The 19,765-nt window shown below is 67.9% G+C and carries 17 protein-coding genes; 12 read left to right on the top strand and 5 right to left on the bottom strand.

Annotation, left to right across the window (positions count from 1 at the left end; genetic code table 11):
• Positions 1-37: 37 nt before the first annotated feature.
• A complete protein-coding gene (locus ACZIYR_RS13500) occupies positions 38-895 on the top strand; it encodes an ion transporter (protein ID WP_483527033.1) in 858 nt (285 codons plus the stop codon).
• A gap of 332 nt (positions 896-1,227) precedes the next feature.
• Positions 1,228-2,934, top strand: a complete 1,707-nt coding sequence (gene leuA / locus ACZIYR_RS13495) for a 2-isopropylmalate synthase (RefSeq protein WP_473034240.1) — start codon at positions 1,228-1,230, stop codon at positions 2,932-2,934.
• Positions 2,935-3,260: 326 nt separating this feature from the next.
• Here the strand turns inward: leuA and epmB are convergent, their stop codons facing one another.
• Positions 3,261-4,307, bottom strand: coding sequence for an EF-P beta-lysylation protein EpmB (gene epmB, locus ACZIYR_RS13490; protein ID WP_483527032.1), 1,047 nt, complete (start codon positions 4,305-4,307; stop codon positions 3,261-3,263).
• Positions 4,308-4,409: 102 nt separating this feature from the next.
• Between epmB and efp the strand changes: the two genes are divergently transcribed.
• A complete protein-coding gene (efp, locus tag ACZIYR_RS13485; protein ID WP_473034238.1) occupies positions 4,410-4,976 on the top strand; it encodes an elongation factor P in 567 nt (188 codons plus the stop codon).
• 218 nt (positions 4,977-5,194) lie between these two features.
• Positions 5,195-6,181, top strand: a complete 987-nt coding sequence (gene epmA / locus ACZIYR_RS13480) for an EF-P lysine aminoacylase EpmA (RefSeq protein WP_483527031.1) — start codon at positions 5,195-5,197, stop codon at positions 6,179-6,181.
• A 126-nt stretch (positions 6,182-6,307) separates the two neighbouring features.
• On the opposite strand, the gene asd is transcribed toward epmA, so the two are convergent.
• The 3 genes from asd to rsgA all read right to left on the bottom strand — a co-directional run bounded on the left by asd (position 6,308) and on the right by rsgA (position 9,197).
• Positions 6,308-7,150 (bottom strand): archaetidylserine decarboxylase, encoded by an 843-nt coding sequence (gene asd, locus ACZIYR_RS13475; RefSeq protein WP_483527030.1) that lies wholly within the window; start codon positions 7,148-7,150, stop codon positions 6,308-6,310.
• Positions 7,151-7,268: 118 nt separating this feature from the next.
• Positions 7,269-8,099 (bottom strand): sulfurtransferase, encoded by an 831-nt coding sequence (locus ACZIYR_RS13470; RefSeq protein ID WP_483527029.1) that lies wholly within the window; start codon positions 8,097-8,099, stop codon positions 7,269-7,271.
• Between the two features lie 66 nt (positions 8,100-8,165).
• Entirely contained in the window at positions 8,166-9,197 is a 1,032-nt protein-coding gene (rsgA, locus tag ACZIYR_RS13465) for a small ribosomal subunit biogenesis GTPase RsgA (RefSeq protein ID WP_483527028.1), read from the bottom strand.
• Positions 9,198-9,286: 89 nt separating this feature from the next.
• Here rsgA and orn point away from each other — a divergent pair, with 89 nt between their 5' ends.
• Positions 9,287-9,871: an oligoribonuclease gene (gene orn / locus ACZIYR_RS13460; RefSeq protein WP_483527027.1), complete on the top strand. Its 585-nt coding sequence runs from the start codon at positions 9,287-9,289 to the stop codon at positions 9,869-9,871.
• A gap of 153 nt (positions 9,872-10,024) precedes the next feature.
• Here orn and queG read toward each other — a convergent pair whose 3' ends face one another.
• On the bottom strand, positions 10,025-11,137 hold the full coding sequence (queG, locus tag ACZIYR_RS13455; protein WP_483529086.1) for a tRNA epoxyqueuosine(34) reductase QueG: 1,113 nt from the start codon (positions 11,135-11,137) through the stop codon (positions 10,025-10,027).
• 101 nt (positions 11,138-11,238) lie between these two features.
• Here queG and ACZIYR_RS13450 point away from each other — a divergent pair, with 101 nt between their 5' ends.
• From ACZIYR_RS13450 to hflX, 7 genes are all read left to right on the top strand, one after another.
• Positions 11,239-12,816 (top strand): NAD(P)H-hydrate dehydratase, encoded by a 1,578-nt coding sequence (locus tag ACZIYR_RS13450; RefSeq protein ID WP_483527026.1) that lies wholly within the window; start codon positions 11,239-11,241, stop codon positions 12,814-12,816.
• 28 nt (positions 12,817-12,844) lie between these two features.
• Entirely contained in the window at positions 12,845-13,345 is a 501-nt protein-coding gene (gene tsaE, locus ACZIYR_RS13445) for a tRNA (adenosine(37)-N6)-threonylcarbamoyltransferase complex ATPase subunit type 1 TsaE (RefSeq protein WP_483529085.1), read from the top strand.
• Positions 13,342-14,805, top strand: coding sequence for an N-acetylmuramoyl-L-alanine amidase (locus ACZIYR_RS13440; protein ID WP_483527025.1), 1,464 nt, complete (start codon positions 13,342-13,344; stop codon positions 14,803-14,805). The genes tsaE and ACZIYR_RS13440 overlap by 4 nt, the downstream gene beginning before the upstream one ends.
• Before the next feature lie 140 nt (positions 14,806-14,945).
• Positions 14,946-16,916, top strand: a complete 1,971-nt coding sequence (gene mutL, locus ACZIYR_RS13435; RefSeq protein WP_483527024.1) for a DNA mismatch repair endonuclease MutL — start codon at positions 14,946-14,948, stop codon at positions 16,914-16,916.
• Positions 16,917-17,123: 207 nt separating this feature from the next.
• The gene (gene miaA / locus ACZIYR_RS13430; protein ID WP_483527023.1) at positions 17,124-18,062 is read left to right on the top strand and encodes a tRNA (adenosine(37)-N6)-dimethylallyltransferase MiaA; all 939 of its coding nucleotides are present in this window, start codon (positions 17,124-17,126) and stop codon (positions 18,060-18,062) included.
• Positions 18,063-18,149: 87 nt separating this feature from the next.
• Positions 18,150-18,398 carry an RNA chaperone Hfq gene (gene hfq, locus ACZIYR_RS13425; protein ID WP_473034231.1) on the top strand — a complete coding sequence of 83 codons (249 nt, stop codon included), beginning with the start codon at positions 18,150-18,152 and terminating at the stop codon, positions 18,396-18,398.
• 9 nt (positions 18,399-18,407) lie between these two features.
• Positions 18,408-19,730: a ribosome rescue GTPase HflX gene (gene hflX, locus ACZIYR_RS13420; RefSeq protein ID WP_473034230.1), complete on the top strand. Its 1,323-nt coding sequence runs from the start codon at positions 18,408-18,410 to the stop codon at positions 19,728-19,730.
• The last annotated feature ends 35 nt before the right edge of the window (positions 19,731-19,765 follow it).

Genomic DNA, 19,765 nt, shown 5'->3' with positions numbered 1-19,765 from the left:
CTGGGGGACGCATACGCCAGCGCCGACCGATATGCTCATGAGCACCCGCTTCGAGACCTGGCGCGACCGCTTCGAGCGGCTGCGCGCCAACAAACTGTTCGAATCCGTCGTCATCGCCATCATCATCCTCTCGGCGCTGCTGATCGGTGCCAAGACCTACGAGGAGACCACCCGCTTCGAGCAGCTGCTGCTGGTCTTCGACGTGGGAGTGACGGTGTTCTTCCTGGTGGAGATCCTGATTCGCATGGCGGCGGAGAGGCGCCTGCGCGACTTCTTCAAGAAGGGCTGGAACGTCTTCGACTTCCTGATCGTCACCGCCAGCCTGATCCCCATGGACGACTCAGAGATGGTGCTGCTGGCGCGCCTGCTGCGTATCTTCCGCGTGCTGCGCCTGGTGTCGATGATCCCGGAGCTGCGCATCCTGATGGTGGCGCTGTTCAAGTCGATCCCGCGGATGGGCTATGTGGCGCTGCTGATGTTCATCATCTTCTACATCTACGGGGCCATCGGCAGCTTCCTGTTCGCCAGCGTCGATGAGAAGCTGTGGGGCAATATCTCGCTGGCCATGCTGACGCTGTTTCAGGTGGCCACCTTCGAGAGCTGGGCCACGGCGGTGCTCTATCCCACCATGGAGCACTACCCCTACGCCTGGATCTACTTCCTGACGTTCATCTTTCTCAACGCCTTCATTTTCCTCAACATGATGATCGGCATCGTGCTCGACGTGATGCAGAAGGAGAGCCTGGCCATCGAACTGGAGACCGGCGAGGGGGAGGCCGCCGAGCTCCATGGCCTGCGCGATGACGTGCGCGAGCTGCGCAGTCAGTTGACGCGAATGGAGGCCATGCTGGGTGAGCGGGCCGCGTCCGGAGTTGACAAAGAGGCCCGAGGCTGATTCTCTAGTAGCCATGAACACGACAGCGTACCGCCTCGACCTCGATCTACGACTACTAGCCCGCTCTTGAGCGCGCTGGGCAATGCCGCCTGCATTGCCACTGTCCAGATCGAAACGAGGTGGTACCATGTCAGTCACAGCTAACGTCTTCCCCATGAGAGTCCGCGCCGCTGCCGTCGGCCGCTTCGCCCATGCGATGCCGAGCAGCCCGCCCGTTTCGCTCGACCGCAACGCCCCGACCGGCTCCGGCCGTCGGGGCGTTGCCGTTCGTGTCGTCATCGAATCGACCGTAACCGATCACTGCCCCACCGCCAGCCAGGGAGAATGCCGCCATGATGCTCGATAACCCCGCCACCAAGTACCGTCCTTTCGTTGCCGTCGACCTGCCCGACCGCCAGTGGCCCGCCCAGCGGATCGAGACGCCGCCGCTGTGGTGCAGCGTCGACCTGCGCGATGGCAACCAGGCGCTGATCGACCCCATGGACCATGAGCGCAAGCAGCGTCTCTTCGACCTGCTGGTGAAGATCGGCTTCAAGCAGATCGAGGTGGGCTTCCCCTCGGCCTCCCAGATCGACTTCGACTTCGTGCGCGCCTTGATCGAGCAGAACAAGGTGCCGGATGACGTCACCATCCAGGTGCTGACCCAGGCGCGTCCGCACCTGATCGATCGCACCTTCGAATCTCTCAAGGGGGCCAAGAACGCCATCGTCCACGTCTACAACGCCACCGACCCGGTCTTCCGCCGGGTGGTGTTCAACGTCGACAAGGCCGAGTGCACCCAAATCGCCGTGGACGCCACCACCCTGATCAAGCAGCGCATGGACGAGGCGCCGGAGACGAACTGGACCTTCCAGTACTCGCCGGAGCTGTTCACCACCACCGAGATGGACTTCGCCGTAGAGGTGGTCGAGGCGGTGATGGCCGCCTATGGGCCGACGCCCGAGGCGCCGATGATCGTCAACCTGCCGGCCACCGTGGAGGCCGCCACCCCCAACAACTATGCCGACCAGATCGAGTGGTTCTGTCGCCATGTCAACAACCGTGACAGCCTGATCGTCAGCCTGCACCCGCACAACGATCGCGGCACCGGAGTGGCAGCGGCGGAGTTGGGCCTGATGGCCGGCGCGGATCGGGTCGAGGGGACGCTGTTCGGCAACGGCGAGCGCACCGGCAACGTGGATATCGTCACCCTGGCCATGAACCTCTACACCCAGGGCGTGCACCCGGCGCTGGACTTCTCTAACATCACGCCGATCATGCGCGAGGTGGAGTACTGCAACCAGCTGCCGGTGCACCCGCGCCACCCCTACGTGGGCGATTTGGTGTTCACTGCCTTCTCCGGCTCTCACCAGGACGCCATCAAGAAGGGCATGACCGAGCGTCGCGCCAATCCCGAGGCAGTCTGGGAGGTGCCCTACCTGCCCATCGATCCCATGGACGTGGGGCGCAGCTACGAGGCGGTGATCCGGGTCAACAGCCAGTCGGGCAAGGGCGGGGTCTCCTACCTGCTGGAGCAGGAGCACGGGATCGAACTGCCGCGGCGGCTCTCCATCGAGTTCAGCCAGGTGGTGCAGGAGGTGGCCGATCGCACCGGTCGCGAGATCACCTCGCAGATGATCTACCAGGCGTTTGCCGACGAATACGTGGAGCAGACCGCGCCTTTCGCGCTGGTCAACCACCGGCTCTCCTCCGAGCCGGACAGCCCCCGGGTGCATCTGGAGGCCCAGGTCACCGAAGGCGGCGAGCGCCAGGTGATTCGCGGCGAGGGCAACGGTCCGCTGGCCGCCTTTATCCGGGCCCTGGCGGCCCAGGGGCACGATGTCGAGATCATCGACTACCACGAGCACTCCCGCGGCCAGGGCGCCGACGCCGAGGCGATCGCCTATGTGGAGGTGCGTCTCGACGGCAAGGCGGTGTTCGGCGTGGGCATCGACGAGAGCATCACCACGGCATCGATGAAGGCGGTGATGAGCGCCATCAACCGTCACGTCTCCACCCAGGCCCCGGCGGCCAATGTGACGGCTGCCACCCTCGCTTGACCGGCTACGCCGGGCTCGGGAGCCGTAAGCGGTAAGCTTTAAGCTGTAAGTGACAAACCCCCAAGGCTCAGTTCAGAGCCTTGGGGTTTTTCTTAGGTTCTTCGCACTTTAGCGTGAACATGTTTCAGGCTTTATGGTGGGAGGCCGGCTCTGCCGGCGGTTTGACGCTTCGACGAAGGCGCCCCCATGGGTAGCGCTTTGCGCTACTTCGTCGAAGCGTCGAACCGGAGCTGAAGTCGAGGCGTCGAACCCTCCCTCCCACTTAGCCAGTTCACGCCAGTCTGCGAAGAGTCTTTTCTTATAGCTTACGGCTTATGGCTTTCAGCTCAAAGCGGCGTCTTGCTTGCCTCGCCGGGGATCTCCCTGACCAGTCTCGGCATCAGAAATCCCGGCAGTATCTCCCTCAGGCCCGCGACCAGTTCGCGGGCCTCTTCGTCCGGGACGTCGAAGTGGGCGGCGCCAGCCACCGGGTCGAGGACGTGCAGGTAGTAGGGCAGCACGCCGGCCTCGAAGAGCCGTTCGGAGAGCGCGGCCAGGGCATTGACCGAGTCGTTGACGCCGCGCAGCAGCACGCTTTGGTTGAGCAGGGTAACGCCCGCCCCCTTCAGCCGTTCACAGGCCGCGACTACGTCGTCATCGATCTCGTGGGCGTGGTTGATGTGCAGCACCACCACCTTCTGCAGGCGCGTGCCACCGAGCCAGTCGAGCAGGGTGTCGTCGATGCGGTCGGGGATCACCACCGGTAGCCGGGTGTGAAGGCGCAGCCGCCGTAGATGGGGAGTGGCGTCCAGGCGCTCGACCAGCCAGGCGAGCTGGCGGTCGCTGGCGGCCAGCGGATCGCCGCCGGAGAGGATCGCTTCAACGATGGTGGGGTCGCCGCGCAGATGGTCGAGGCTCTGCTCCCACTGGGCGCGGGAAGGGGCGTTCTCGGCGTAGGGGAAGTGGCGACGAAAACAGTAGCGGCAGTTCACTGCGCAGGCGGGGCTGGCGATCAAGAGCACCCGGCCGGCGTACTTGTGGATCAGCCCGCGCGCCGGGGTATGCTGGGCCTCGGCCAGGGGGTCGGCCACATAGCCGGGCGCCGGCGCGGCCTCATCGCCTAGCGGCAGTACCTGACGCAGCAGGGGGTCCTGGGGATCGCCCGGCCGCATCCGGGCCAGGAAGGCCTCGGGCACGCGGACCTCGAACAGGGCATGTCCCCTTCGTGCGCCGGGCAGCCACCGCTCATCGAGGCCCAGCCGTCGGCACAGCTCGGCGGGGTCGCGGATGGCCCCGGCCAGCTGGGACTGCCAGTTGGATCGCGGGATCAAGGGCGTCGCGTCAGGCTGCGAGGTCTCCTGTCTCTGCAAAACGACAGGGCTTCGGGTTATCATGCGGCACACCAGTCACTAGGGGCGAGGGCTTGGGACCTCGTCGATACGATTGTTTCGCGCGCCCGGTGCTGCCGGGGCGCGCCCCATCATTCGAGAGGCAACATGGCGAACTATTCTACCAATGAATTCAAGGGCGGTCTGAAGGTGATGCTGGACGGCGACCCTTGTGCAATCCTCGAGAACGAGTACGTCAAGCCGGGCAAGGGCCAGGCCTTCAACCGGGTCAAGCTGCGCAACCTGATCACCGGCCGCGTCTGGGAGCGCACCTTCAAGTCCGGCGAGTCGCTGGAAGGCGCCGACGTGCTCGACCTGGAGATGGAGTACCTCTATAACGATGGCGAGATGTGGTACTTCATGAGGACCGACGGCTCCTTCGAGCAGTATCCGGTGGAGAAGAAGGCGCTGGGCGATACCGAGAAGTGGCTCAAGGAGCAGGTGGCCTACACTGTGACCCTGTGGAACGACAATCCCATCAACGTGACCCCGCCGAATTTCATCGAGCTGGAAGTGGTCGAGACCGACCCCGGCCTCAAGGGTGACACCGCCCAGGGTGGCTCCAAGCCGGCGACCCTCTCCTCCGGCGCCGTGGTGCGGGTGCCGCTGTTTATCAACCAGGGCGAGGTGCTCAAGGTCGATACGCGCAGCGGCGAGTACGTCTCCCGCGCCTGAGCCGGGCTGCGCCCGGAGCCGTAAGCTTGAAGCTGTAAGCTTTAAGAAAAACCATTGCCATTAGCGAATCATTTGGCAGTCTCTTGGCTTACGGCTTACGGCTTACGGCTTACGGCTTACGGCTTACGGCTTACGGCTTACGGCTTACGGCTTACGGCTTACGGCTCTAAAGGCCACGCTGATTCGGCGTGGCCTTCGTCTTTCTGGAGTAATCTTCGATGGCAACCGACTGGCGCCCCACGGCGACGATCGAGACCCTGCGCGAGCGGGCGCGGCGGCTGGCCGAGGTACGCGCCTTCTTCGCCGAGCGCGGCGTGCTGGAGGTGGAGACTCCGGTGCTGGGTCACGGCGGCAGCACCGACCGCCACTTGGCCTCGCTCTCGGCCGAAGCGACCACCCCGGCCGGGCGCGAGCGGCTATGGCTGCAGACCTCGCCGGAGTTCCATATGAAGCGCCTGCTGGCCGCCGGCTCCGGGCCGATCTTCCAGCTGGCCAGGAGCTTTCGTGACGGCGAGGTGGGAGGACGCCACAATATCGAGTTCACCATGCTGGAGTGGTACCGCCCCGGCTTTACCCTCGACGAGCTGATCGAGGAGACGGCCGAGCTGGTGCGCCGGGTGCTGGGCCGAGAATCCGGGGATGAGGTGGGGCCGCTTCGGCTGCGCCGCTATCGGGAGCTGTTTCGCGACGCCCTGGCTCTCGACCCCTTTGCCGCGCCGCTGGCCGAGCTGCGCCGCCTGGCCGCCGAGCGGGGCGGATTGGCCATGGACGAGGCCCCCCGGGACGACTGCCTCGACCTGCTGCTGAGCCTGGTAATCGAGCCGCAGCTGGGCCGTGAGGGTATCGACGTGGTGGTGGACTACCCGGCGAGCCAGGCGGCCCTGGCGTGGCGCCATCGCGACCCGGAGGATGGCGAGTGGGTGGCTTCGCGCTTCGAGCTCTATCTGGAGGGCCTCGAGCTCGCCAACGGCTATGACGAGCTCACCGACCCCGCCGAGCAGGCCGCGCGCTTCGCTGCGGACAATGCCGAACGCCGGGCTGCGGGGCTTGCCGAGGTGGAGGTGGATACGCGCCTGCTGGCGGCGCTCGAGCATGGCATGCCGGCCGGCAGCGGCGTGGCATTGGGCATCGACCGGCTGATCCAGCTGGCGCTGGGCAAGACAAGCGTGGCGGAGGTGATGGCCTTCGCCACGCCGCGCTGCTAGGCCTGGGAGACCAGGGCGCCGGGGGGAAGTCGAAGCGGAGGTCCTATGCCAGGGATGGCATCGGTAGCGCCCAGGGATGGGGTTACAGCGCCTCCGGGCAGACTTTCCACCGAGAAAGCCCTGGTCCTAGCGAGTCTGTTCGCCCAGCGACTGCCCCATCTGCACCTTGGCGCCGGGTTCGAGCTTTTCGGCGAAGGCGACCGGCTCGGCGAAGCCCATGACCACCGTGGAGCCGAGCTTGAAGCGCCCCATCTCCGCGCCGCGCTCGAGGTGCACCGGGGTGTCGAAGCGGATGCGCTGCACGCCGCCCCGGGGCAGCGGCGTGATCTGCCCGGCCCACACCGTCTCGATAGCGGCGACGATCATCGCCCCCACCAGCACCAGCACCATGGGCCCGTGCTCGGTATCGAAGTGGCACACCAGCCGCTCGTTGCGGGCGAACAGCCTGGGCACATGGCGGGTGGTGGCGGCGTTCACCGAGAACAGCCGGCCCGGCACATAGACCATCTCGGTGAGGGTGCCCGCCAGCGGCATATGCACCCGGTGGTAGTCCTTGGGCGACAGGTAGACGGTGGCGAAGCTGCCGTCCCGGTAGCGCTCGGCGGCCTCATCGTCGCCACCCAGCAGGTCGGCCATGGTGAAGCGGTGCCCCTTGGCCTGGAGCAGCTCGCCCGCCGTTACCCTGCCGAACTGGGAGAGAGTGCCGTCGGCGGGACACAGCAGGCCCTCGCCCAGCGGGCGGGCGCTTTCCTTGAGCGGGCGGGTGAAGAAGTCGTTGAAGCTGGCGTAGGCGGTGGGATCCGGCTCGGCGGCCTGGCGCATATCGACCTTGAAGCGCTTGATAAAGGCCTTGATCAACAGGTTCTTGAGCCAGCCGACCCGGGTCTCGGCGAGCCGGCCCACCAGCCGCGAGAGCAGGTGGTGGGGCAGCGGGTACTGGATCAGGGCAAATAGCTTGGCGGCAGTCACGAAGGAATGGTTCCTCAAAGGGGAGGGGGATTAGAGAGAGTGATGCGCTGAGCTGTAAGCCATAAGCGTTAAGTCAATCCCTGTTGCAAGACTTGGCGGCTGCATACTGGCTTACGGCTTACTTTTCTATCGGCGTATCGTCGCGGTTGCCCCATTCCATCCAGGAACCGCCGTAGCCGCGCATGCGCTCGAAGCCCAGCGCCCGGCCCACCAGCCAGGTGAAGCCGCTGCGGTGGTGGCTCTGGCAGTGGGTGACCACTTCCATGTCCGGGGTCAGGCCCAGGGCCTCGAGCTCGGTGATCAGTTCCGCGTAGTCGCGAATGCGCAGGCCGCGCTCCGGGTCCATGGCCCGGGTCCACTCCAGGTTCACGGCGCCGGGAATATGGCCGAGGCGGCGGTTGTTGCCGCGCTCGCCGCGGTACTCCTCCGGCGAGCGGGCGTCCCAGATGGCGAAGCCCTTCTCGCCGAGGCGCTCGGCCAGCTCGATCCGGTCGATCGCCACCTCGGGGTGGAGAATCTCGGCCTCGTAGTCGCTGGGCGTGGGGGCCTGGGGCTCGGTGGACACCGGCAGCTCGGCCTGGCGCCAGGCGTGGATGCCGCCGTTGAGATAGGAGTAGCGGCCGTGGCCGATCAGCTCCAGGGTCCACAGCAGGCGTCCCGCCCAGCCGCCGCCCTCATCGTCGTAGGCGACCACATGGGTGTCGCGGGTCAGTCCCAGCGACGAGAAGAGCCGTGACAGCGCCTCGGCGGAGGGCGCGTCGCTGGGCGCGTCGCCCTCGCCGCGCAGCAGCAGGCGATGGTCGAGAAAGATCGCCCCGGGAACATGCCCCTCCTGGTAGCTCTCGGCACGCAGGGGCACGTCGATGATCAACAGCTGGGGATCATCGATATGGGCGGCGAGCTGCTCGGGCTCGACGATCAGCGGTAGCAGGTTGGCTTCAGAGCTCATGGCACACCTCCTTTATGCGGCCTGTTCCGGCCTTGTGCGGGGCGGAGTCGATGCACGGCGGCGTCATCAGCTCTCATCGAGACTGTCGACGATACGCCGGTAGCTGGCAAAGCGTTCGGGGTGAATGGTGCCCTGTTCCACGGCCTCGAGCAGCGCGCAGCCGGGCTCCTGGCGATGCCGGCAGTCGCGGAAGCGGCAGCGTCCCAGCAGGGGACGGAATTCGATGAAGCCCTCGGCGACCTGTTGCTCGTCGAGGTGGGTCAGGCCGAACTCGCGAATCCCCGGGGAATCGATCAGCTCGCCCCCCCGCGAGGCGGGCAAGGAGTAGAGCCGGGCCGTGGTGGTGGTGTGGGTGCCCTTGCGGGAATCCTTCGACAGCGCGCCGATGCGAAGGGCCTCATCGGGGAGCAGGCGGTCGATCAGCGAGGACTTGCCCACCCCGCTCTGACCCACGAACACCGAGGTGCGTTCATCGAGGCGCGCGATCAGGGAGGCGAGCCCGGCATCCTGGGCGGCGGTGGCAGTGACCACCGGATAGCCCAGCGCCGCATAGCGCTCGAGCAGGGTCATGAGGTCGCCGCCGCCCTCCGGCAGCAGATCGATCTTGTTGAGCACCAGCACCGGGGGAATGCCGGTGGCCTCCGCGGCCACCAGGTAGCGGTCGATCAGGTTGGCGTGGGGGGCGGGTTCCACGGCGAAGACGATCAGGATCTGGTCGATGTTGGCGGCCACCGGCTTGAGCTGGCCGCGGGCGTCGGGGCGCTCCAGCACGCTGTCGCGCTCGCCCCGCGCCACCACCACGCCGTCCACCACTCGGCCCTGGTCGTCCTCGGCGGCACGCCAGACCACCCGGTCGCCGGTGACCAGCCCGTCGAGATTGGCGCGCAGGTGGCAGCGCACCGCGGTGGCGTCCTCGCCGCGAACGTCCAGGGTGCGGCCGTAATGGGCGATCACCCGGCCGGGCCGCTCGAGGCCATATTCGCCGGCGGCGAGCTTCTGTGCCTCCCGGGCATCGCGCTGCTCGGCGCGGCGGTTGCGCTCGGCCTGAACCTTCTCGATGCGCCAGCGCTGCTGGCGGGTCAACTTGCGTTTGCTCATGGGCGCCTGAAGATCGTTACAATGTCGGCATTGTAACCAGCGTGGCCCGGCCTGTCCTGCTGCGCGCGCTTTAGCCTGGAGCCTTGCCCATGACCGATACTTCCGCCCCGCGCCAGGACCTGCTGGTGTGGATCGACCTGGAGATGACCGGGCTGGACCCGAATCGTGAGCGTATCATCGAGGTGGCGACCCTGATCACCGACGGCGACCTCAATACGGTAGCCGAGGGGCCGGTGATCGCCGTCAAGCAGCCCGACAGCCTGCTCGACGCCATGGACGACTGGAATCAGAAGACCCACGGCGAGTCGGGGCTGGTGGCGCGGGTCAAGGCGAGCCGGGTCGACACCGCCGACGCCGAGCGGCGCACCCTGGACTTCCTCAAGGCCTACGTGAAGCCCGGCAGCTCGCCGATGTGCGGCAACAGCGTGCACCAGGACCGCCGCTTCCTGGAGCGGGAAATGCCCGAGCTGCTGGCCTTCTTCCACTATCGCAATCTGGACGTCTCCACCCTCAAGGAGCTGGCCAAGCGCTGGAACCCCGGCGCCAAGGCTGGCTTCGAGAAGCGCAACGTGCATCTCGCCATGGACGATATCAAGGAGTCCATCGCCGAGCTTGCCCACTACCGCAATACGTTCTTGAAGCTTGCCGGCAGTGAGCGGGACGAGGAGGAGTGATCCCGCGGCTATTCCGTCGACAGGTCTTTGCGGAGGCGCTGTGAACCCATCCCTGGGCGCTACTTTTGCCATCCCTGGCAAAAGACCTCCGCTACGACCTGTCCCCGGCGCCGCTCGCATTGGCATCTTTCGCAGCGGCTCCAGCCACCACGGTCAGCCGCTGGCGATCAGCTTGCCGCGCTTCTCCCGCTGCCGGGCCAGCGCCCAGCGCACGTGCTCGCGAACCAGGTCGGAGGGGTAGGGCAGCCGCGCCCGCAGGGCGGCTTCCACGCCCTCGCTCCAGGGGGCGTTGCCCAGGCCCACCGCCAGGTTGCGCAGCCAGCGCTCGTAGCCGATGCGCCGGATCGGGCTGCCGGCGGTCTTCTCCAGGAACTCCTCCTCCCCCCAGGCGAACAGCGACACCAGGCTGGCGCGGTCCAGGTCGTGGCGCGGGGCGAAGTCGTCTTCCCGGGTGGCCCGGGCGAAGCGGGTGAAGGGGCAGACCAGCTGGCAGTCGTCGCAGCCGAACACGCGGTTGCCCATAGCCTCGCGAAAGTGCTCGGGAATGGGCCCGAACAGCTCGATGGTGAGATAGGAGATGCAGGCGCGGGCGTCCACCACCCGGTCCTCGACGATGGCCTCGGTAGGGCAGGCCGTGCGGCAGGCGCTGCAGCTGCCGCAGTGCTCGCTGTCGAAGGGCGGGTCGACGGGCAGCGGCAGGTCCACGTAGAGCTCGCCGAGAAAGAACAGCGAGCCGGCCTTGGGATTGAGCAGCATGGCGTTCTTGCCCACCCAGCCGAGCCCGGCCTTGCGGGCCAGGGCGCGCTCCATCACCGGCGCCGAGTCGACGAAGGCGCGATAGCCGAAGGGCCCGGCCTTCGCCTCGATCCACTTGGCCAGGGTGGCCAGGCGCTTGCGCATCAGCTTGTGGTAGTCGCGGCCCACCGCGTAGCGTGACACATAGGCCGTCTCCGGCTGGCCCAGTACCTTGGCGCTCTCCACCTCGGCCGGCAGATAGTCGAGCCGCACGCTGATTACCCTCAGGGTGCCGGGCACCAGCTCCTCGGGGCGGGTGCGCTTGGTGCCATGCTTGGCCATGAAGCCCATTTCGCCGTGGTAGCCGGCGTCCAGCCAGCGCTGCAGATGCGCCTCGTCGGCCGTGAGGTCGACGTCGGCGATGCCGACCTGCTGGAAGCCCAGTTCGCGGCCCCAGATCTTGATGGTGTCGGCCAGGGTCGCCAGGTCGCTGTCATCCAGGGCGGTGGGAGCGGTGGAGGGGAGTGTCATCTTCAAGCAAAAACCACGGAAAAGCGCGCGGGTGGGTTGGCGAAGCCGCCATCGGGATTACACTCTCCATGATAAAGCAATGCCACCAGGGGAGACACCGGATGTCCAAGCGTCACATCGACACAGCCGACCGGGAGGCGGCCCTCCGGCCGCTGCGCCCGCTCTACCGCGCCGAGCAGGTCCGGGAGCTCGACCGGCGCACCATCGCCGGCGGCATCGAGGGCTTCGCGCTGATGCAGCGCGCCGCCACTGCGGCCTGGCAGAGCCTCAAGGGGCGCTGGCCGAGGGTGCGGCGTCTGACCGTGCTGTGCGGTGGTGGCAACAACGGCGGCGATGGACATGTGCTGGCCGCTCTTGCCGCGGTGGCCGGCCTCGAGGTGCAGCGCGTCGGGCTGAAGGCGGCAGATGAGCTGACCGGCGATGCCGCCCGGGCCGCCGAGATGGCCAGTGCCGCCGGCGTCGGCCTGGTGCCCTGGCGCCCGGGCATGACCTTCACCGGCGAGGTGGTGGTGGACGCCCTGCTGGGCACCGGCCTTGGCGGCGAGGTGCGAGGCGCCTTCCGCGAGGCCATCGAGGCCATCAACGCAAGCGGGCTGCCGGTGCTGGCCATCGACATTCCCTCCGGGGTCGCCGCCGACACCGGGGCCAAGCTTGGCGTGGCGGTGCGCGCCACCCGCACGGTGACCTTCATCGGCGACAAGCTCGGTCTGCACACCGGCCGGGCGCCGGCGCTCACCGGCGAGGTGGATTTTCGCGCCCTGGGGGTGGACGCCGAGACCCACGACGACCTGCCCCCCGCCGCTCGGCTGCTCGACGAGAGCCTGGTGGCCCGACTGCTGCCGCCGCGGGAGCGCGACGCCCACAAGGGCGATATGGGCCACCTGCTGGTGGTGGGCGGGGCCCCGGGCTTCGGCGGTGCGGCGCTGCTGGCCAGCGAGGCCGCGGCGCGGCTGGGGGCGGGCAAGGTCAGTCTGGCAACGGCGCCGGCCCATGTCGCCGCCTGCCTGGTGCGCCGCCCCGAGGTGATGGTCCATGGCGTGCGCGGTGCCGCCGACCTTGGCGAGCTGCCCAGCCACGCCGATGTGCTGGCGGTGGGGCCTGGGCTGGGGCAGGGCAGCTGGGGGCAGGGCATGCTGCAGGCGGCCCTGGGCAGCCACCGTTCGCTGGTGGTGGATGCCGACGGTCTCAACCTGCTGGCCGCGAACTTTCCCGAAGCGCGTCGCGACGACTGGATCCTCACGCCGCACCCGGGCGAGGCCGCCCGACTGCTGGGCCTGCGCCCCGCCGAGGTGGAGGCCGACCGCCCCGCCGCCGCCCTCGAGCTGCAGCGCCGTCGCGGAGGGGTCGTGGTGCTCAAGGGCGCCGGCAGCCTGGTGGCCGGGCCCGGTGGGCTGGCGGTCTGCCCCTATGGCAACCCGGGGATGGCGTCCGGCGGCATGGGCGACGCCCTGACCGGTATCCTGGGCGCGCTGCTGGCGCAAGGGGTGGCGCTGGAGAGTGCCGCTCGACTCGGCGTGCTGGTGCATGCCCTGGCCGCCGACCGCGCCGCCGATGATGCCGGTGAGCGTGGTCTGCTGGCCGGCGATCTGGCATCCTATGCGCGGACTTTGATCAACCCTGAGGGAGCCCCCGACACGGCGGGGCGCGGAGGGCATCGGGATGCCGAATCGTGGCGATAATCGGTGCAACGAAGGACAGAGGGTGACGATGCGCGTACGGCTGGAAGATGAAGAGCGCCAGGTCACCTTCGGCGAACGCCTGGGGCGCGCCTTGGCCGGCGAGGGGCGCGTCTACCTGGAAGGTGAGCTCGGCTCCGGCAAGACCACGCTGGCGCGGGGTATCCTGCGCGCCTACGGCTACCATGGGGCGGTGAAAAGCCCCACCTATACCCTGGTCGAGCCCTATGCGCTCGACGGACAGCGTATCTACCACTTCGACCTCTACCGCCTGGGCGACCCGGAGGAGCTGGAGTTTATCGGCGGGCGCGACCTCTTCGCCGACGCGGCACTCTGCCTGGTCGAGTGGCCCGTCCGCGGCCGCGGTTGGCTGCCGACGCCGGATCTGGCGGTGACCCTGAGCCTGGGCGAGCCGGGCCGAGACGCCCAGCTCGTCGCCTGCTCCGACCACGGCGAGGCGGTGCTGACGCGGCTGGCCCAGGAGGCTAAGCTGGAATTCGCGACCATCGAGCAGGAACCCAGACCATCGTGACGACGACCCGATCCTCTGGCCCCGCGACCCTTGCCGGACGCTGCTGCCTGGTGCTGCTGGCGCTGTGCCTGGTGCTGCTTGGGGGGCGGACCCAGGCGGCCCAGGTCGACAACGTTCGCCTGTGGGCGGCGCCCGATCACGCCCGCCTGGTGTTCGACCTCTCGACCCACGCCGATGCCAACGTCTTCACCCTGGAGGATCCGCGACGGCTGGTCATCGACCTCGACGACAGCGGCCTCAATACCGACCTCGCCAAGCTCAACCTGGACGGCAGCGCCATCACCACGGTGCGCAGCGGCGTGCGGGACGGCACCGGCCTTCGGGTGGTGCTGGAGCTCTCCCGCGAGGTGGAGCCGCGCCACTTTACCCTGCCCCCCAACGACCAGTATGGCCACCGTCTGGTGGTGGACATGGAGTACCCCGGCGAGAGCGCGGTGGAGAATCCCATCGACCCCATCGAGGCGATGATCCGCGAACAGGAAATGGCGGCCAACCGGCATAGCGCTGAAGCGGCACCCCGCGTCGATCCCGAGGTGGTGGCGCGGCAGGAGGCCAAGCCCCATCCCCGGCGCGACATCATCATCGCCATCGACCCCGGCCACGGCGGCGAGGACCCCGGCGCCATCGGCCCCGGGGGCACCCGCGAGAAGGACGTGGTGATGGAGATCAGCCGCCGGCTGCAGAAGCTGGTGGACGGGGCCGAAGGCTTCCGCGCGGTGATGATCCGCGACGGCGACTATTACGTGGGGCTGCGCCAGCGCACCCAGATCGCCCGCGAACAGAAGGCCGACTTCTTCGTCTCGATCCACGCCGACGCCTTTACCAGCCCGCGTCCCCACGGCAGTTCGGTCTACGCGCTCTCCCAGCGCGGCGCTACCTCCGAGACCGCCCAGTGGCTGGCCGAAAGCGAGAACCGCGCCGACCTGATCGGCGGGGTGGACGGCAATCTCTCCCTCAACGACAAGGACGAGGTGCTGCGCGGCGTGCTGCTCGACCTGACCATGACCGCCACCCTCAACGACTCGCTGGCTATCGGCGGCCAGGTGCTCGACCAGCTCGGGCGGGTCAATCGCCTGCACCGCAGCCGGGTCGAGCAGGCCGGCTTCATGGTGCTCAAGTCGCCGGACATCCCGTCGCTGCTGATCGAGGCGGGTTTCATCTCCAATCCCGAAGAGGAGCGCCGGCTGCGCGACCCGGGCCACCAGCAGAAGCTTGCCGAGGCGATCCATGCGGGACTTCGCGATCACTTCCGCCGCAACCCGCCGCCGGCCAGCCTGCTGGCCTGGCAGCGCGACAACCAGCGCAGCCCCACCAGCAACGAGTACCGCATCCAGCCCGGGGATACGCTTTCGCAGATCGCCGCCCGCCATAATGTCTCCACGTCTCGGCTCAAGCAGGCCAACGAGATCAACGGCGACGTGATTCGGGTGGGGCAGGTGCTGAGGATTCCCCGTTCATAACCCCTTCGGGGAGCGATAAGCTGTAAGCTTTAAGCTGTAAGAGAAACCCGTTGCCAGCGACGGGGCTGGGGGTAACGTCTCGGCTTATGGCTTATGGCTTACGGCTTACGGCTTACGGCTTATGGCTTTAGTGGAGTGATATGTCAGAACAGCGACGCATCCGGGTCCTCGACCCGCGTCTGGCCAACCAGATCGCCGCTGGCGAGGTGGTCGAGCGCCCCGCCTCGGTGGCCAAGGAGCTAGTGGAGAACGCCATCGACGCCGGCTGCCGGCGCATCGAGGTCGAGCTCGAGGCCGGTGGCGCCCGTCTGATTCGGATCCGCGACGACGGCAGCGGCATCGGCGAGGAGGATCTCCCCCTGGCGCTGTCGCGCCATGCCACCAGCAAGATCGCCTCTCTGGAAGAGCTCGAGGGGGTGGCGAGCCTCGGCTTTCGCGGCGAGGCGCTGGCCTCGATCAGCTCGGTGTCGCGCCTGGAGCTGGTCTCCAACGTCGAGAACGACCCCCGCGGCGGCTGGCGGGTGGTGGCCGAGGGGCGCCAGATGGCGCCGCGGGTCACCCCGGCGCCGCATCCCCGCGGCACCTCGGTGACGGTGCGCGACCTCTTCTTCAATACCCCGGCGCGGCGCAAGTTCCTGCGCACCGAGAAGACCGAGTACGGCCACGTGGAAGAGGCCTTTCGTCGCCTGGCGCTGTCGCGCTTCGATATCGCCTGGGTGCTGCGCCACAACCAGAAGACGGTGCACCAGCTGCCCCCCGGCGATGAGCCTGCAGCCCGTGAGCGGCGCATCGCCGCCCTGCTGGGCAGGCGCTTTCTCGACAACGCCCTGCACTTGGATCTCGAGGCCGGCGGCCTGCGGCTGTGGGGCTGGGTGGGCCTGCCCACCCACTCCCGGGCCCAGGCCGACCAGCAGTACTTCTTCGTCAATGGCCGAGTGGTGCGCGATCGCCTGGTGGCCCACGCCATTCGTCAGGCCTACCGTGACGTGCTCTTCCACGGCCGCCATCCGGTCTTCGTGCTTTACCTCGAGGTGGACCCGACGGTGGTGGACGTCAACGTCCACCCCACCAAGCACGAGGTGCGCTTTCGCGACGGCCGCCTGGTCCACGACTTCCTGTTCTCGAGCCTGCACCGGGCCCTGGCCGAGGCGCGCCCGGGGGAGTCGGAGGCAGAAGACGCCGAGGCGCCGGCCTCCCCGCAGGCCGACACCCCGGGGGTGCGCGAGAGCGCCGGGCGTTGGCAGCAGCAGCCCATGGCGCTGCATCAACGCCCAGACGGCGAGCCAGATCGGGTCACGCCAGACCGGGTCACGCCAGACCGGGTCACGCCAGACCGGGTCCGGGCCTTTATGGACGGGTATCGCGCCCTGCATCCCGAGCACGAAGAGCAGCTGCTGACCCCGCAGCCGGCCGCCCCCGGCGGCCTGGCCGCCGAGGTGGCTACCCGCGAGCGCCGCCCCGAGGCCGGCTCGGATGTCGCCGTTGCCGCGCCGCGCCCGGCCATGGCCGAGCAGGACGATACCCGGGCGCCGCCGCTGGGCTACGCCATCGCCCAGCTGCACGGCGTCTATATCCTCGCCGAGACCGAACGGGGCCTGGTGATGGTGGACATGCACGCCGCCCACGAGCGCGTCGTCTACGAGCGCATGAAGGCCCAGGTGCACGACGGCCGGCTGGACGCCCAGCCGCTGCTGGTGCCGGTCTCGCTTGCCGCCAGCGCCGCCGAGGTCGCCACCGCCGAGGCCGAGCACGAGGCCTTCGCTCGCTTCGGGGTGGAACTCGACGTGGCCGGCCCCGAGACGCTACTGGTGCGTCAGCTGCCGGCGCTGCTGATCGACGCCGACGTGGAGCCGCTGATCCGCGATATGCTCGCCGACCTGGAGCGCTACGGCCGCTCCGACCGGCTCGAGGCGCATATCAACGAGCTGCTCGCCACCATGGCCTGCCACGGCAGCGTGCGCGCCAACCGCCGCCTGACCCTGGCCGAGATGAACGCCCTGCTGCGCGACATGGAGCGCACCGAGCGCAGCGGGCAGTGCAACCACGGCCGCCCCACCTGGACCGAGATGAGCATGAAGGACCTGGATCGGCTCTTTATGCGCGGCCAGTGATCGGACAGAGTAGACGCATGATGCAATGGTTTCCCCATGACGGTTTCCTGGCTGGTCAGGAATGCCGGGTGGGAGGGCGGCTCTGCCGCGCGAAGGCGCCGTCAGGCGCCCTGTTCGGGCAGCGCTGCGCGCTGCTTCGTCGAAGCGTCGAACCGCCGCTGAAGCGGCCTCCCACAGTTGGAATCGCCTTGACAGGCTGGACAGGCCATGACTGATTCTCGCCCCCTGGCCATTCTGCTGCTGGGGCCCACCGCTGCCGGCAAGACCGATCTCGCCATCGCGCTCCACGAGCGCCTGGGCGTCGAGCTGATCAGCGTCGATTCCGCCATGGTCTATCGCGGCATGGACATCGGCAGCGCCAAGCCGTCCCCGGAGGAGCTGGCCCGGGCGCCGCATCGGCTGATCGATATCCGCGACCCTGCCGAACCCTATTCGGCGGCGGACTTTCGCGAGGATGCGCTCGTCGAGATGCGACAGATCAGCGCAGCCGGCAAAATACCGCTGCTGGTGGGCGGCACCATGATGTACGCCAAGCGGCTGCTCGAGGGCGTGGCCAACCTGCCGGCCTCGGATCCGGCGGTGCGGGCTGAGCTGGAGCAGCTGGCCCATCGGCACGGCCTGGCCGCCCTGCACGATGAGCTGACCCGAGTCGATCCGGCCTCGGCGGCGCGCATTCACCCCAACGATCCCCAGCGCCTGATGCGGGCGCTGGAGGTCTATCGAATCAGCGGCCAGACCCTCAGCGACCTCTGGCAGGCACAGCGCGCTGAAACCTTCCCCTGGCAAGTGCTGTCGATAGGACTCACGCCCTTCGACCGGCGCGTGCTGCATGGCCGTATCGCCGAGCGCTTCGATGCCATGCTCGCCGCCGGATTGCGGGAAGAAGTGGCGGCGCTCCGGTCCCGGGGCGATCTGCACCTGGGCCTGCCGTCCATGAAGAGCGTGGGCTACCGCCAGGTGTGGGAATACCTGGACGGGGAGGGGGGCCTGGCGAGTCTGCGCGAGCGTGGCGTGATCGCCACGCGGCAGCTGGCCAAACGCCAGCTGACCTGGATGCGCAGCTGGCGCGGGCTGTGCTGGGTCGATGCCCTGGGCCCTGACCCGCTGGGCCAAGTCCTGAAACTCGTGCGCGAATCCGGCTGTTAGCGTAAGATGTTGGCGTCAAGCGGCCGGGTGACCAGCCCCAATAATAGAATTTCCACCCCTCAAGAGAATGAATTTGGGAGAGGCAACATGTCCAAAGGGCAGTCCCTTCAAGACCCGTATCTGAACATCCTGCGCAAGGAGCGCATTCCGGTGTCGATCTTCCTGGTCAACGGCATCAAGCTGCAGGGACAGATCGAATCCTTCGATCAGTTCGTCATTCTGCTGCGCAACACCGTCAGCCAGATGGTCTACAAGCACGCCATTTCCACCGTGGTGCCGTCGCGCAATGTGCGACTGCCGGTCCAGGATCCTGCCCAGCAGGACAGCAACGCGTGAGGTCATTGATTGTTTTTTGAACGTCCCGACGCCGGCGAAACGGCGGTACTGGTACATGTGGACTTTCAGGATGAGCGTGAGCGCGAGGATCCGGGCGAGTTCCTGGAGCTGGTGCGCTCTGCCGGGGCCGAGCCGGCGACTCTGCTGAGCGGGAGTCGGCAGCGCCCCGATCCTCGCACCTTCATCGGCAGCGGAAAGCTAGAGGAACTTCGTCAGGCCCTGGCCGTTCATGCGGCGGAGCTGGTGATCTTCAATCATGCCCTGAGCCCTTCCCAGGAACGCAATCTGGAGCGCGAGCTCAAGTGTCGCGTCCTGGATCGCACGGGGCTGATCCTCGACATCTTCGCCCAGCGGGCGCGTACCCACGAGGGCAAGCTGCAGGTCGAGCTGGCTCAGCTGGGCTACATGTCTACGCGGCTGGTGCGGGGTTGGACGCACCTGGAGCGCCAGAAGGGTGGCATCGGCCTGCGCGGGCCGGGGGAAACCCAGCTCGAGACCGACCGCCGCTTGCTGCGGGCGCGGATCAAGGCGATCCACAAGCGCCTCGACAAGGTGCGTGGGCAGCGCAGCCAGAACCGTCGGGCGCGGGCCCGGGCCGAGATTCCCAGCGTCTCGCTGGTCGGCTATACCAACGCCGGCAAGTCAACGCTCTTCAACGCCCTGACCGAGTCCAAGGTCTATGCGGCCGACCAGCTGTTCGCTACCCTCGACCCGACCCTGCGGCGCCTCGAGATCGACGACGTCGGGCCGGTGGTGCTGGCCGATACCGTCGGGTTCATCCGCCACCTGCCGCACAAGCTGGTGGAAGCCTTCCAGGCCACCCTGCAGGAGGCCGCGGAGGCCGAGCTGCTGGTGCACGTGATCGATGCTGCCGACCCCGATCGGGAGCTCAACGTGGAACAGGTGGAGGGCGTTCTTGCGGAGATCGGCGCCGATGAGGTGCCCAGTCTCAGGGTCATGAACAAGATCGACCTGCTCGACAGTGCCCCGCGCATCGAGCGCGACGCCCACGGGCGTCCCGAGGTCGTCTGGCTCTCGGCCCGGGAGGGGCGCGGACTCGAGCTGCTTGCCCAGGCGCTCTCGGAGTGTCTGTCCGACGATGTCATCGACTTCGGCCTGACGCTGACGCCACAGCAGGGGCGTCTGCGGGCAGCGCTGCACGAGCTGGGCGCGGTGCGGGAAGAGCGTTTCGATGAGCACGGCCTCAGCCGGCTCGAAGTGCGCCTGCCGCGTCGCGATTTCCTGCAGCTGATGGCGCGGCTGGGCGAGCGCGCCGACGACTACCTGCCGGTGGAGCTGCAGGAGCGACCGGTCTGGGAAGGCGAGACATGACAGCGAGCGTGCCGTCGAGGCTGGACGGCGCGCCG

The organism is Billgrantia sp. NRB1, from assembly GCF_056921725.1.
The sequence above is the reverse complement of the archived record's forward strand: the minus strand, read 5'-3'. Positions and strand labels throughout refer to the sequence as shown.

Bases quoted from the DNA above. Each gene is read 5' to 3' on its own strand.
- tsaE (WP_483529085.1), top strand. From the start codon at position 12,845: ATGCGCGTACGGCTGGAAGATGAAGAGCGCCAGGTCACCTTCGGCGAA.
- ACZIYR_RS13500 (WP_483527033.1), top strand. From the start codon at position 38: ATGAGCACCCGCTTCGAGACCTGGCGCGACCGCTTCGAGCGGCTGCGC.
- mutL (WP_483527024.1), top strand. From the start codon at position 14,946: ATGTCAGAACAGCGACGCATCCGGGTCCTCGACCCGCGTCTGGCCAAC.
- queG (WP_483529086.1), bottom strand. From the start codon at position 11,137: ATGACACTCCCCTCCACCGCTCCCACCGCCCTGGATGACAGCGACCTG.
- efp (WP_473034238.1), top strand. From the start codon at position 4,410: ATGGCGAACTATTCTACCAATGAATTCAAGGGCGGTCTGAAGGTGATG.
- leuA (WP_473034240.1), top strand. From the start codon at position 1,228: ATGATGCTCGATAACCCCGCCACCAAGTACCGTCCTTTCGTTGCCGTC.
- epmA (WP_483527031.1), top strand. From the start codon at position 5,195: ATGGCAACCGACTGGCGCCCCACGGCGACGATCGAGACCCTGCGCGAG.
- hfq (WP_473034231.1), top strand. From the start codon at position 18,150: ATGTCCAAAGGGCAGTCCCTTCAAGACCCGTATCTGAACATCCTGCGC.
- miaA (WP_483527023.1), top strand. From the start codon at position 17,124: ATGACTGATTCTCGCCCCCTGGCCATTCTGCTGCTGGGGCCCACCGCT.
- ACZIYR_RS13450 (WP_483527026.1), top strand. From the start codon at position 11,239: ATGTCCAAGCGTCACATCGACACAGCCGACCGGGAGGCGGCCCTCCGG.
- orn (WP_483527027.1), top strand. From the start codon at position 9,287: ATGACCGATACTTCCGCCCCGCGCCAGGACCTGCTGGTGTGGATCGAC.
- ACZIYR_RS13470 (WP_483527029.1), bottom strand. From the start codon at position 8,099: ATGAGCTCTGAAGCCAACCTGCTACCGCTGATCGTCGAGCCCGAGCAG.
- epmB (WP_483527032.1), bottom strand. From the start codon at position 4,307: ATGATAACCCGAAGCCCTGTCGTTTTGCAGAGACAGGAGACCTCGCAG.
- rsgA (WP_483527028.1), bottom strand. From the start codon at position 9,197: ATGAGCAAACGCAAGTTGACCCGCCAGCAGCGCTGGCGCATCGAGAAG.